This is a genomic window from Brevibacillus sp. SKDU10 (assembly GCF_001645205.1).
Taxonomy (GTDB): domain Bacteria; phylum Bacillota; class Bacilli; order Brevibacillales; family Brevibacillaceae; genus Brevibacillus_B; species Brevibacillus_B halotolerans.
On record NZ_LSSO01000021.1, the window covers coordinates 1 to 12,879 of the forward strand.

Consider the following 12,879-nt stretch of genomic DNA (forward strand, 5'->3'; position numbering starts at 1 on the left):
TGTTCAAAGGTACGTATTTCTGCCGAAAATTTCTCTAAAAGATGATCTATTAAAAAACCATGCTGGTTGGCTGATTTCATAATTGTTACTACGCCGGTTAATATTTCCGTAGGATGATCCTCAAGGAAGGCAATGTAGTCAGCTAGAACACTTGTATTTCCCATGAGCATGTCCAATGTATACATGTTTGCGGTAGCCCACAGATTGAATTTTTCGACCTCTTCTTGTCCAGATTCGTCAAGCAGTTCAAACCAGCTAAGATCAGCGTAGCCAGAGACATATTCCTTGGCTTGTTCGTAATGCCCTTGTTTTTCCAGAGATACTGCCTTTAACAAATATCCCTGTCCATAATAAACGACCAAATGACGCTCGGTTTTAAGCGGCTGATAGTATCGATTATTCTTTAGCTTAGAAAGCTCCTTTTGATAAACCAGAGTCGCTAATTTCCTTAATTCATCTCCGTACTTCTCCACTTCTTTCCACTTATGTAATGTAAAGCATACATTAGCTAGCTGTAGAAGTGCATCCAACTGATGACGCTCAGATAATCTTTTGCGATAAGCTTCAAATCGGATAACAGCCTTCCAATTTTCCTCCATATCGGTTTCCTACAAGGAGCGAAATAAACGATAGTGACTCATAATAAATCGGTCTGAATAGCTGTCTTTTTCGTTATCAATCACTAACTGATAAAAGTAGATTGATTCTTCCTGCCTCCCATTTTGATATAGCTGTTCGGCTACATAAAAAAGGATTTCGATGTTCTTGCGTTGTTCTAATAAGGCCGAGACAACTGGCTGAATGCAGTCATGTCTGCCCAGCTCGGCACATCTAATCAGATAGGGGCATACTCTTCTCCTCGATACTCTTCCCTTTGGAAAGCATTCATCAATATACAAGTCATACAGCCAGCCAGGAGGCTCATGAAACACATTTGCAATGGAATCTAATTGTGCAACCGTTAATGTCCTGGCAGGATTTCCATTCAAAAAACCGCTTAAATGTCCATTATTGATATGGGATAACTCACTTAATTTACTCAGAGTGTAGTCATGTAATAGGAGACGACGTTCAATTTCCGTACGTATGGTTCGCGCCCTAACATGATTACGATCAATCATGTAACCACTCCTTTTACGCAATCGTATCTATTTGTAGGCTAAAGCTGTTACCTCCTGTAGACCTCGTAAATTCGATCGGACTATATTCGGCCTTGGATAGCTGGACAACGGCCGCTCTTATCTACTTAGGTTTCCGTACAGCCTATCCTCATAACCGAAACGTCCATCTGCTGCTTGCCTTTTTTACACAGGAGCGCTATCTGGCAAACGCTCCTGTGTTTCGCTGATTTACAGCTTTACAAAACGCAGATTTTAATACCCTGGATCATAATCAGATGGTTGCACCTGAAGACTTGTCCCGCTTAGTGCTGGAACCACTGAATCAGTAAGTGTGACCGTCACAAGCATTGTTACAGACATCAGAAGCATACCTATTACTTTTTTCATAGATTACGCACCCCTACTCTGATAGTTTTCAGAAACAATCTGTTGATACACACGTTGCAATTGTTCGATTTGCTTTACCGTAATAGCCTTCGAGCAAGCTACAAAATGAGTCAAGATATCCTTGATGCATTCATTCATTTCCAAAAAAGCATTTAGTTTTGCATAAACCAGCAGACTCTTGCTGTAACTCTCAAGTCCCTCATCCACATAGCCTGCCTTGATTTGATGAAATCCTTTAAACCGATAATATTTCCCTACCGATAAATGCTTGTACGGTGTTTGCAGGTTCACATGCAGCCACTCTTTTTCTTGATGAAATAACTCTTCGCAGGCTTTCACATTATTGATGGTAAGGAAAATATCCAGAAGCTCATTTACCACATGAATTTTAGAAGACGGACTGCTTGTGTCTAAACACTCTTTGAGTAATGGGATCGCCAATTGATATTCTTGTCGCCTTGCGTGTAAAATCGCTCTTGTTAGTAAGGTTGCCTCAGTTACAAATGAATAAGGAAGCTGTTGAAATTGCTCTAGGTGCCGCTCTACAGCTTTGTATCGCCCTAATCGTGAAAGGGAATTAATCATAGCTAGATAGCCTCTCGCTTTTAATTCGCTACTGCCTTGATCCTCTCGAATCCCTGCTTTACTAAGGGCGATACATTTTTCGTACTTCTTTAATGCATAGGCTTGCAGGGCCAATTTGTAAAGGAAATCAATCCTTTCCTCCTGCGCCAAAAATACAATGTAATGCAACACCTCCTCTCCAATTTGAAAGGATTCTTCCAGCTTCTTTAAATCCTGCCGCTGCACCAAATAAATTTGCAACAGACCTTTAGCCAGATATTTCTGCATCCCTCTTTCCCTAGCGTAGCTTACGATAAGATTGAATAAAGTAAGTCGGCAGGGAAGATCATTAACCAAACAGGAGCGCTCATACAGCTTTTCCATGAGCTCGTAACTATCCTCCATTGGCAGTTGAATAAAACGCAACGCTACTTTTTTAATCAGTGGGGTTTGTCGTAATGAAATGGATTTGGAGAGCAAATCAAGTAAAATCTTAGGGCGCCGTTCCACATCTGCATAGTAGCCAATGACTTCTTCCCACGGTATCTGTAGGGAAATAGCTAGCGGTTTAATGGTTCGCCATTCGGGTTTGCGGGTTTCCCCACACTCTATTTTTGATATCACCCCCTTGCTGACTCCTGTCATTTTGGATAGCTGTGACAGGCTTAAATTCCTGTCCTTTCTGCGTTTTCTCATTCCTTCTCCAAACGTTTGGTATTGGAAAGCCAATCCTTTCATCCATTCCCCACCTTTGTAGCTTCTACCGTTATTTCTAACGATTCTTTCGCTCTCAAGCTGTTTTAGATTGGTTCATAGACTTTATAACTGAATCCGTTAGTTTGTCATCAAAAAAAATGCCTGGTTCAACGTCTAATGCATTTGCAATAATCTGCAAGCGTTCTACATCAAGTCTCACCTGTCCGCACGTAATATGTCTGTATCCTTGTAATGAAAGACCTAATATCTTTGCCAAATGCGTCTTAGTGATTCCTTTTGCCCGCCTGATTCTCTCGACATTCTGATGAACCATATGTAGCACCTCGCATTCCAATTTTTAGGAGCCTATAGCTATATCATAATAACGGAACACGTTACTGTCAATGCTCTTTTTTCTTCACTTTCTCAAATTCCGTTAATAAACTACCTTAATTCGTTAGTTGCTGATATTATTTTTGTAAAGAGGTGACGAGAATGCCATTGATCGGTCAACGAATCAAAGAGCTGCGGAAAAAGAAAAAATGGACGCAGCAGGAATTGGCTGCTCGTGTAAACGTCTCAGCACAAGTCATTTCTAACTGGGAGAGAGCTTACACGAATCCCAATCATGATGATATTTATCGACTCGCTAAATCCTTAAACGTTTCTGCTGACTACATGCTATTTGGCAACAAGCATACGAAGCTTGTTAAGGAAGCTTCTAGTCCCTATTCCGATTTTGAAGCCTTATATTTATCCGAATTGGAACAGCTGTCAGAAGAAGATAGAAAAAAGGTGCTGGAACACATCCGTTACCTGCGCTATCTGGCAAATCAACAACAACAGGATCACGACAAATAGCTCGCATGTTATGTGCGGGCTTTTTTATTTTCAAAAGACCCCAGGCTTATTCCGCCTCTTTTTATCGTTGCTATTACATAAGACCTGCTTGATACCCTCATAAATAAACATAAACAAAAATTCAGAAAAATTTAGCAAAAATAAATTCATTTCATTATGATTAAATACAAATATCGACAAATTAGACTATTTCAGGTTATATTATAAGCAATATAATTTCAAATAGTATGACCATTTGCTGTTTACTGAAATTATATGCATAGCACAATGCAAGCATTTCGTTCTTTCATCTAGCATAGGAGGGATACAACATAAGACAACAGCCTTAATGCAAACAAAAAGAATCGCTTGCGATCTTTCTTGAATCAAAATCTAAATGGTTGATTTATAAATCACAAGATAGTTAGCAGTTCTTACTGGAGGTTTCGATATGATCAAAAACATAAAGCCAGAAACAGAATTTTTACTTCCATACGAAGATAATGTAGAAACATTTTTCACTAAGACAGCCCTCCTGCAAAAACAGCTTCAGGCTACGAATCATCTAAATCCGAAATTTCCTGCCCAAACCTTTCATTATAAGAAAGATCTAGAAAAAAGCTATATGCCGGAAACGGGAAAACATACAGAAGAGGTATTTACGAGCCTTTCTGAAATGTTTGAAGGCAGTATTCGTCCGCACTCCCCCTATTCGCTCTTTAATATGGTGCCCTCACCCTTGTTAGATACTGTAGCAGCGACAACAATGACGCAATTATATAATTCCAACAGTTTAATGGATGCCTTTGGCGGCAAAACAATATTATTTGAACAACGCATAGCCAGAGGGATCGGCCGTTTAGTAGGCTGGGAGCAATCACATGGAATTTCTTGCAATGGTGGAAAATTAACACTTTTCTACGCGATCAAATCAGCCATTTCCAAAATTGCTCCTGAATCAAGACGTGAAGGGATTCCCAATGATCTCGTGGTCTTAACAAATGAAGGCGCACACTATTGTGTTGAGCATGTTTGTTCCATACTTGGTTTAGGAGCGGATCAATGCATCCGTATTGGTACCACAGAGGATTGGCGCATGGATGTAACGAAGCTAAAACAGGTTCTGCACGAGCAGCTCGCTAAAGGAAAACGGATTGCCGCCGTTGTATGTTGCGGCGGAACCACGATTAACTTCGCTTGTGATGATACGAATGAGGTATATCAGTGTGTTGAGCAGGTATTTGCAGAAACGAAGCAAACCTATTTTCCCTATTTTCATTTAGATAGCGTTATTGGCTGGCTGTGGTTTACTTTTATGGGAGTAAGTGATAACGAATGGGAACAAAAAATCGAAAATGCTGAAATTCGCCGCAAAATTAAGCGAGTAGTAGAAAAGGTAAAAGGTGTTTCCCGATTTGATTCGTTTGGTGTCGATATGCACAAAAATGGTTTGTGCCCCTATTCAACAAGTTTTTTTGTTTCCAAAACGGATGAATGCTTTAACCGTTTAAATGAAGGCTCCTATACCTATGGAGAAAACGACTATGAATTCGGTAACTTCCGCGCCTATCGCTATACGATCGAAAATTCTCGTCCTGCTAGCGGGATCGCCGCTGCTTGGGTGGCAATGAACCGGTTAGGAAGAGTAGGATTTCAGGAATATTTAGTCCAGCTACATACGTTACATATGAAATTTAAGGATGCGCTTGAAAAGGTAAGCGGTATCTCTGTCATTAATGATGCCTCTTTAGGATGGGAGCTTGTGTTTCAGATTGCCTTTAATCGGATTCGCTTACATTCCTCCCACTTCGATACAAGCGAAATTGCGAAAACATTCATTCAATATTGTTGGAATGAAACCAATAAAGGGCATGAGGTTCCTTTAATTAGTATTGTACCAGAATTTAAAGTGAATCCAGACGATAGCATGAAGACTGCATTTTTACTTTATCCCATGTCATTATTTTCAGAGGATCATATCTCAGAGATTGTCAGTAAATTAGCCGCCTGCATCTATGAATTTGAAATGAAAGTGATCTCAGGAGAAATTGTAGTTGAAAATCGTCTCCTAGAAAAACCAATCCGCTAATTCTTTTATCAGGAAGGTTAATAAATGATCGGGAAAGGAGCCTTTACATGGCAAGAACCTATATCCAAACCCTGCCAGAGGATGCATTTAGCTTTATTGAGGAGCAATTACAAAGGCAAACACGCCCTGTTATTAACTTAGCCATCGGGAATCCAGATGGTTCCCCGAATCCAGAATTGATTGAAAAGCTAAAGGAATATATCTCAAATCCCAGTTATCATGGCTATGGTGATTTTACTCCAGACGTTGGGAAAAAGCTAAAAAAAGCGGCTGCCTCTTATTACGCACGCCGATTTAAAGTCAGCTTATGTGATGAAACAGAGGTTTTAGATGTATTGGGGACAAAAGAGGGAATCTATTATCTGCTGTCTGCTCTATTAGATGAAGGAGACAGCGTCCTTGTCCCCTCCCCTTCTTACAGCGTTTATACGAATTGTTTACATTTAGTAGGCGGAGTTCCTATTTATTTTCCATGTGAAAAAGAAACCTTTGTACCAGACTTATCACAAATTTCTCAGGAAGATTTGCAAAAAGCCAAGGTGATGGTCCTTTGCTCACCTGGGAATCCAACGGCAACTGTGTTATCGAAAGAGTTTTTGGCAGAAGCCATTGCTCTGGCAAAGGAATTTAATTTTGTGATCATCCATGATTTAGCCTATGCTGAAATCTCTTATGATGGTGTTGAGGTTCCTAGTATTCTTTCTTTACCGGGAGGCAGGGATGTGGCTGTTGAGCTGTATAGCTTAAGTAAATCTTGCAACGTAGCAGGATGGCGTATTGGCTTTGCTTTGGGGAATAAACACGTATTGCAGGGGCTGCGAACGATGAAATTCAATGTTGATTTTGGAATGTTCCTGCCCTTCCAATGTGTTGCCATAGATGCGCTTGAGCAGATGGAATACTACGCATCTGAACAGACGAAACGCTATCAGGAGCGCATGGATTATTTTGTCCCAGAGCTGCAAAAGTTAGGCTGGGAGGTTAAAAAGTCGCCGGCATCCTTCTTTCTTTGGACAAAGATTCCTCGCGAGTATGAAGAAATGGGCGATCGGAATTTCGTAAGCTATCTCTTAGACCAAGCAGGCATTCTCCTTTCACCCGGCAGTGGATTTGGCGCTGGCGGTGCAGGATATGTGCGTATTGCACTGGTTAAGGACATCGAGGTGCTGCAAGAGGTAATTGCACGTCTGCAACAGCTAAAAGTAAGCGCAGCAACATAAGAAGGCTGATGAAGACGAGCACAGCACCGCCTAGATGGTGGTGCGTGGCGTGTGGAAAGCTTTTTCAGCTTACATCCTAAAATTATTCATTTACACGGAGGCTCGATTTGTTTCGTTATTCCTTTTTAGTGTTAGCAGGAGCTTGTAGCATTGGGGTATTAGCCATATTTGTAAAGTTTGCCTACCAGATGGGTTTTACACTAGGCGAGGTAATTGGCAGCCAATATGTAACCGGCTGGCTCTTATTGCTTGTCCTTACCTTATTATTTTTTCGACAAAGAGTTCCACTCAAAAAAGCGATTGCGTTATTTTTTGCCGGTACATCAGCCAGCTTCACCGGCATTTGTTATTATGCTGCATTGCAAACAATCCCCGCTTCTATCGGCATTGTTTTGCTCTTTCAATTTGTCTGGATCGGCATCATTATTGAGGCCATCTCTACCAGGACATTACCGTCAAAAGAAAAAATCATTTCTGTTCTATTCTTGCTAGCCGGTACTGCTCTTTCCGGCGGCTTACTGGAGCAATCCATTCAAAGCCTGGAACTAAGCGGTATCCTTCTTGGATTATTGTCTGCCGTCTCTTTTGCTTGTTATCTGTTTGTAAGTGGAAAAGTGGCCGTGGAAGTTCCGCCTTTTCCTCGAAGTGTATTCCTGATAGCTGGCGCATTAGTGCTTATACTCATGGTTTTCCCGCCAACCTTTCTCTACGATGGAGCGCTGGAAAAAGGTCTATGGAAATATGCACTAGCCTTAGGAACCTTTAGTATTGTGATTCCTTCGATTGCTTTTTCCATTGGGATTCCAAAAATCGGCTCGGGACTGGCTACGATTTTAGCGACAGCCGAATTACCCGTTACCGTTATTTTATCTGTGCTGATTTTAAAAGAAGCGGTCTCTGCATCGCAATGGATAGGCGTAGGCTTCATTTTTATCGGCATTGCCCTTCCACAGCTAGCTCACTTTACAGCTCGTGCCAGATCAAGCATGTAGGCCCACGACTGGAACGAAATCTGGTTATTAGACAGTCCCCCTTCTCATAGATAAGCATGCTTTATGCCTCTACGAGAAGGGGTTTTTAGGTTATAGAAGAATATGTCCGCCTTCAATATGCAAGGTTGTCCCTGTAACAAAATCAGTAACAAAATCATTGTGGAGCAAATACATCACTCCCTGTGTGCTCCATATTTAGCGGCGTAGTATTGCCCCCAAAATTTATGATCAAACAACTGCCGTGCTTGATCTACGTCCATTTCCAGAAATGAACCTCCAGAGGTTTCGGCAGGATAAAAATATATTTACTTTCCAAAAGAAAGTAGGTGTATATGATACTCCCTTTCTTGTTCGTTCCTGTTTTTTCAACATACGAGACTGCATCGACTATCCATAGCAAAAAGCAACTGCTGTGCCCCAAGCAGTTGCTTTTCTTGTCAAACATGTTTGTTAAAGGCTACAACAAAGTGTTAGCCGCGATCACCAAAAGCATCACTCCACTTATGATGGTGCCGAATTGACCTAAGGTGAAAGAAGCAATCCGGACTGATGCTACTTTTTTTCCTAAGGCAACTCCTGCCCAGACCGTGATGAAGCTACCTATCGCCGCAGTTATCGAAATAGCATGCGGAGATAAGCCCATTAGCCCTGCACTTAAACCATTGGTAACAGCATTTGCAGCGAGGGCTATTCCCAAAATAAACGCTTCCCCTATACCAATTTCTCCTGATTTGTCTAAATCCACCTCTTCAGGATTTTGCAGGATGCCCTTGATGCTTTTGGTGTTCACGCTACCTTCGCTTGATACTGCCAAAGCCATTTTTTTACGAGGAAATGCCAATAAGATAATCCGAACGCCAATGACGAATAATAGCAGCGCCCCTATTAGAACGGGAAGTATTCCAGGCAGTATAGCTGACAGTAGCTGACCGAAATAAATCCCGATTTCACTCAAAAGAAAGCAGATACAAGCAATTACACAGTTGGAAAGAAAGCCGATGCGAATATTGCGTATTCCATACGATATTCCAACACCGAGATTATCGAGACTCGATGAAACAGCAAATCCTAGTATGAGAAACCAATTCATTTTTCATTCCACTCCTAAACACTGTTTTTTTGTATTGTATTAGGAGTGTTGATAAAAAGTGCCATTTGGTTCCATACTTGTTGATAAAATATCAACACTGTTTGTTTCTTTTCGCTTTTATAATCATATTCCATGCTTATCACGTTCACGAATAATCATGCTTAGACCTTTTGGCACGCTCCCAAAAAAAAGCTTGTATCTATTCAAATAACGTAACTCGTTTCTTTAATTGTTATTTTTTGTCATCCTCTCAATTATCGTTAGTAAACTACCTAAATGCGTTAGTTCTTGCTATTATTTGGGTAAAGAGGTGACAAGAATGCCAACGATCGGACTACGAATCAAAGCTCTCCGAAAGCAGAAAAAATGGACGCAGCAGGAGTTGGCTGCACGTGTAAATGTTTCATCACAAGTGATTTCTAACTGGGAAAGGTCCTATACAAATCCCAATCATGATGATATTTCCCGTCTAGCAGAAGCGCTAGAGGTATCTGCTGATTGCATTCTTTTTGACAACAGACGCCCCGGTCTAGTCAAAGAAACGGCCAGCCCTTATTCTGCATTTGAAGCACTATTTCTATCTGAATTGGATAAGCTTTCGGAAGAGGATAAACAAAAAGCACTAGAGCATGTCCGTTTTCTAGCATATCTAGCAGAACAAAAACAGAAAAATCATGACGAGTAGGCTCGTATACTAGATACGGGCCTTTTGCTTCACCAGTCATTACTACAGGTCATACAAAATGCCCATGATGATGTGTTATCCGTCTTTTGTTCCAGAATTTTCTGATATATAATAAGGATGTAAATTTTTATCGTAATGATACGTCTATACCTTCTGCTTATCATTTACCTCCGAGTGTTGCTAAAGTTAAGATTCGGAAAAAACGATACAGTATGCGGCCGCGGTTACTATTTCGTAACTGGTATTTCATTGGCTAAACTTATAGGAACTGGAAAAATGGTTGGGGGCTGTATGGTCGTAAGCATAACGCCACCAACGTAAAAGGGTGGGCGCCGACTAGGATTGGCATGGATCATTGCGGATTTTGTTTGACAAGTAACTGTTTGGACCGTGAGAAAGGCGCCCATATGGTTCTGGGTTCTATTTACGGTGATGGTTCCGAAATAAGTATGGATTGTCTCGCCTCCTATGGTAGACTTGTAGTTGTTTGCCAACGTATGGGTGCTTCCTAGATATCTTCTGCACAAAAGATTGGCATTCCTCTTGATTTGCTTGCTGGTTGCTGCCTCGTACTTAGCCTGCATTTTTTCCGCCTGAGTACGGCATCCGCAGCTTCTTTCCTTTAGCCGAAGCCGCACAAGATCGCGTGCATGCGCACAAACTAGACAAAGCAATAGCAAGCTTGATACGCGCTAATAGGAACCGTAGACATTTGAACAGGCAACACTAGTGTTTATAGGATTTTATCCTTTTTTGCATATGGACAATATACTCATCTAGCTGTTGGCTCATCTCTAACACTGCGAGGCTTGAGAAGGTACCTTCTTTGCAGACAAGCTCGACTAATTTTTTCCTGAGATTCTCAGTATCCGTGTGGAGCTCATCCTCAGCCTGATAGCTTTGAATGCGTTTCCCTGATAAGGGGTTGCTAGATTTGATAGGAGCAGAGAATTTCACATTCGTTCTAGCCGTTCTTTTCCTATGGTAGAGTAGAACGTCCTCTACCTTTTTTATGTCTTTAATATCGACCTCCTCCTTTTTAGATCAAATGTCTTATTTACACTATAACCTATTATTCCAAAAAACCCATTTTGAAAAATACTGTAAAAATAATCTATTTTACCCATTTTTTAACATAAAAAATTTTTTACTGATATATTCCTAGAAATCTTCTTTGGTTACATGCAAAAAAAAGCACCCTTCCTGATAGAAGGTGTGCTTTGTAGAAATAGGATATTGGGTATTTATTATCCACCAATCCCATGATCGTATTGAATCACTCTATCTTTTGCCATTGCTTCTGCTACTGTCACCTGACTACACAACCCAAAGATCATTACCAGCGAAAGCAAAAAGACTTTCATCATTCCTTACCTCCTCCATAATTTTTTTGTACTCTTGTTTCTGTTGCTCTGTTGCGTGGTATCTATGTGCTTCAAAAAGTGTTACGCAGCGTATAAAATTCTTGTGATCGTTCGTAGATGTAGATAAAATGAGACATCGCAGAGTTTCGACTATTCCACTATGGAAACGTTCATTTTTGAACTGGTAAATAGCTAACTGATACCTGAAACGCAGATGACGTTCGACATTAATCGTGTCTTTGTATTCATCAAAGCAGCTTATCTCTATTGAAAACTTCTCTATGATGCTATCTATTGTAAAATTATATTTATTTGCAGATTCAACAATGGTCACTAGACCGGCAAGAAGCTCCGTTGGGTTTTCCTCCAGAAAAGCAAGATAATCTGGAAGAATATCTAATTGTCCCATGAGCAGGTCAAAGGTATATCTGTTTGCGCGGGCCCATAAGCGGAACTTCTGTACCTCCTTTTGACCCACTTCATCAAGATTATCAAACCAGCCTAAATCAGCATAACCAGCAGCGTACTCATTTGCTTTTTTGTATAAGCCTTGCTTTTCTAAAGCTTCTGACTTTAATAAATAGGCTTGTCCATAATAGACAACCAAATGTCGCTCTGTTTTAAGAGGCTCACCTCTTCTATTATTTTTCTGCTTATTTCGTTCATTTTCATATACTAAGGTAGCCAATTCTCTTAGTTCGTCTGCATATTTCTCTACTTCTTTCCATTTATGCAAAGTAAAGCTCACATTGGCTAGATGCAATAACGCATCTAATTGGTGACCTTCCGAGAGTCGCTTTCGAAACGGTTCGAAACGAATGACAGCTTTCCCATTTTCCTCGGCATTGTTTCCAAGTAGAGCCCGAAATAAACGATATTGACTGATAACTGATCGTTCTGAATGGCTATTTTTTTCGTTATCAACCACCAACTGGTAAAAATAAGCGGATTCCTTCTGTTTTCCCTTATAGAAAAGCTGTTCTGCTACAGCAAAGAGAACCTCGATGTTTTTAGGGTCCTCCAACAATTGCGGGATTACCATCTGTATACAGTCATGCCTCCCTAGCTCTGCACATTGCACCAGATAGGGTCTTACTCGTCGCTTTGAGACCTTCCCTCTTTGAAAGCATTCCTCTACATATAAATCGTACAGCCATCCGGTAGGTTCTCCAAAAGCTCGTCCAATCGCATTTAATTGATCAATAGTTAATGCCCGAATAGGGTTTCCTTTCAAGAACCCACTCAAGTGCCCGGCATTGATATTAGTCAATTCACTGAGTTTACTAAGCGTGTAGTTATATGATTTGATGCGATATTCAATTTCCGACCGTATCGATCGCACCATCACATGATTACTCCCGACCATGTAAACACTCCTTTTTAACGAAATATCAATATTTTACTATATTTTACATTTATTTCAGAGAATTCGCTACTAAAATCTCAAAAAATGTAAAATTTTATATTTTTCGACAAACAAAAGAAGGCTTCCTTTCTGTGAAATCAGCCGATCACACCGCGAAGGAAGCCTTGATTTTATTGAGGAAATGAGTTTTTTGGAATTACATCTTGCTGAATGCTTCTGTTAATACTGGTACAATTTGCTTCTTACGGGACACAACACCTTTTAGAAGCACTTTGTTATCTTCCAATGTCGCATTGAATGCCTGCTCGACAGCTTTTGCTGCACGACCTACCGCAAGACCAACGGAATCATTATTTAGAATGTCTGTAACGACAAATAGGAACATATCTAAGCCTTTTTTCTCAATGATAGAAGTTAGATGCGCTTCAATTTCAGCCTGGTTAGCTAATACATCGTTCACATCAC

At 40.6% G+C, this 12,879-nt stretch carries 12 protein-coding genes and 2 pseudogenes; 5 read left to right on the plus strand and 9 right to left on the minus strand.

The window, feature by feature from the left end; all coding sequences use genetic code 11:
• From AYJ08_RS02785 to AYJ08_RS02795, 4 genes and pseudogenes are all read right to left on the minus strand, one after another.
• Window positions 1-1,121 (minus strand): annotated as a pseudogene (locus AYJ08_RS02785) (DNA-binding protein); the annotation flags it as partial.
• Window positions 1,122-1,373: 252 nt separating this feature from the next.
• The gene (locus tag AYJ08_RS24700; protein ID WP_255365444.1) at window positions 1,374-1,508 is read right to left on the minus strand and encodes a hypothetical protein; all 135 of its coding nucleotides are present in this window, start codon (window positions 1,506-1,508) and stop codon (window positions 1,374-1,376) included.
• A gap of 3 nt (window positions 1,509-1,511) precedes the next feature.
• Window positions 1,512-2,810, minus strand: a complete 1,299-nt coding sequence (locus AYJ08_RS02790; protein WP_064016507.1) for a helix-turn-helix domain-containing protein — start codon at window positions 2,808-2,810, stop codon at window positions 1,512-1,514.
• Between the two features lie 52 nt (window positions 2,811-2,862).
• Window positions 2,863-3,102, minus strand: coding sequence for a helix-turn-helix domain-containing protein (locus AYJ08_RS02795; protein WP_031412214.1), 240 nt, complete (start codon window positions 3,100-3,102; stop codon window positions 2,863-2,865).
• A gap of 161 nt (window positions 3,103-3,263) precedes the next feature.
• Between AYJ08_RS02795 and AYJ08_RS02800 the strand changes: the two genes are divergently transcribed.
• The 4 genes from AYJ08_RS02800 (at window position 3,264) to AYJ08_RS02815 (ending at window position 7,909) form a co-directional block, all read left to right on the plus strand.
• Entirely contained in the window at window positions 3,264-3,629 is a 366-nt protein-coding gene (locus tag AYJ08_RS02800) for a helix-turn-helix domain-containing protein (protein WP_031412215.1), read from the plus strand.
• Between the two features lie 430 nt (window positions 3,630-4,059).
• Window positions 4,060-5,697, plus strand: a complete 1,638-nt coding sequence (locus AYJ08_RS02805) for a pyridoxal phosphate-dependent decarboxylase family protein (protein ID WP_064016508.1) — start codon at window positions 4,060-4,062, stop codon at window positions 5,695-5,697.
• Window positions 5,698-5,744: 47 nt separating this feature from the next.
• Window positions 5,745-6,917, plus strand: a complete 1,173-nt coding sequence (locus tag AYJ08_RS02810; protein WP_064016509.1) for a pyridoxal phosphate-dependent aminotransferase — start codon at window positions 5,745-5,747, stop codon at window positions 6,915-6,917.
• A 107-nt stretch (window positions 6,918-7,024) separates the two neighbouring features.
• A complete protein-coding gene (locus AYJ08_RS02815) occupies window positions 7,025-7,909 on the plus strand; it encodes an EamA family transporter (RefSeq protein ID WP_064016510.1) in 885 nt (294 codons plus the stop codon).
• Between the two features lie 185 nt (window positions 7,910-8,094).
• Here AYJ08_RS02815 and AYJ08_RS24245 read toward each other — a convergent pair.
• Together AYJ08_RS24245 and ytaF are read right to left on the minus strand one after the other, a co-directional pair.
• A pseudogene (locus AYJ08_RS24245) lies at window positions 8,095-8,199 on the minus strand (SDR family oxidoreductase); the annotation flags it as partial.
• Window positions 8,200-8,366: 167 nt separating this feature from the next.
• Complete coding sequence (gene ytaF / locus AYJ08_RS02820; protein WP_064016511.1) at window positions 8,367-8,999, minus strand: sporulation membrane protein YtaF; 633 nt, start codon at window positions 8,997-8,999, stop codon at window positions 8,367-8,369.
• Window positions 9,000-9,318: 319 nt separating this feature from the next.
• Between ytaF and AYJ08_RS02825 the strand changes: the two genes are divergently transcribed.
• Window positions 9,319-9,684, plus strand: coding sequence for a helix-turn-helix domain-containing protein (locus tag AYJ08_RS02825; RefSeq protein WP_003338800.1), 366 nt, complete (start codon window positions 9,319-9,321; stop codon window positions 9,682-9,684).
• A 726-nt stretch (window positions 9,685-10,410) separates the two neighbouring features.
• Here AYJ08_RS02825 and AYJ08_RS02835 read toward each other — a convergent pair.
• The 3 genes from AYJ08_RS02835 to AYJ08_RS02845 all read right to left on the minus strand — a co-directional run.
• On the minus strand, window positions 10,411-10,641 hold the full coding sequence (locus AYJ08_RS02835) for an aspartyl-phosphate phosphatase Spo0E family protein (protein WP_031412221.1): 231 nt from the start codon (window positions 10,639-10,641) through the stop codon (window positions 10,411-10,413).
• 360 nt (window positions 10,642-11,001) lie between these two features.
• Entirely contained in the window at window positions 11,002-12,414 is a 1,413-nt protein-coding gene (locus tag AYJ08_RS02840; protein WP_064016513.1) for a hypothetical protein, read from the minus strand.
• Window positions 12,415-12,610: 196 nt separating this feature from the next.
• Window positions 12,611-12,879 (minus strand): DHHA2 domain-containing protein (locus AYJ08_RS02845; RefSeq protein WP_369799658.1); only part of this gene is annotated, 269 nt, incomplete at its 5' end.

Coding starts and splice junctions, on each gene's coding strand:
- ytaF (WP_064016511.1), bottom strand. CDS start 8,999: ATGAATTGGTTTCTCATACTAGGATTTGCTGTTTCATCGAGTCTCGAT.
- AYJ08_RS02810 (WP_064016509.1), top strand. CDS start 5,745: ATGGCAAGAACCTATATCCAAACCCTGCCAGAGGATGCATTTAGCTTT.
- AYJ08_RS02840 (WP_064016513.1), bottom strand. CDS start 12,414: ATGGTCGGGAGTAATCATGTGATGGTGCGATCGATACGGTCGGAAATT.
- AYJ08_RS02790 (WP_064016507.1), bottom strand. CDS start 2,810: ATGAAAGGATTGGCTTTCCAATACCAAACGTTTGGAGAAGGAATGAGA.
- AYJ08_RS24700 (WP_255365444.1), bottom strand. CDS start 1,508: ATGAAAAAAGTAATAGGTATGCTTCTGATGTCTGTAACAATGCTTGTG.
- AYJ08_RS02795 (WP_031412214.1), bottom strand. CDS start 3,102: ATGGTTCATCAGAATGTCGAGAGAATCAGGCGGGCAAAAGGAATCACT.
- AYJ08_RS02805 (WP_064016508.1), top strand. CDS start 4,060: ATGATCAAAAACATAAAGCCAGAAACAGAATTTTTACTTCCATACGAA.
- AYJ08_RS02825 (WP_003338800.1), top strand. CDS start 9,319: ATGCCAACGATCGGACTACGAATCAAAGCTCTCCGAAAGCAGAAAAAA.
- AYJ08_RS02800 (WP_031412215.1), top strand. CDS start 3,264: ATGCCATTGATCGGTCAACGAATCAAAGAGCTGCGGAAAAAGAAAAAA.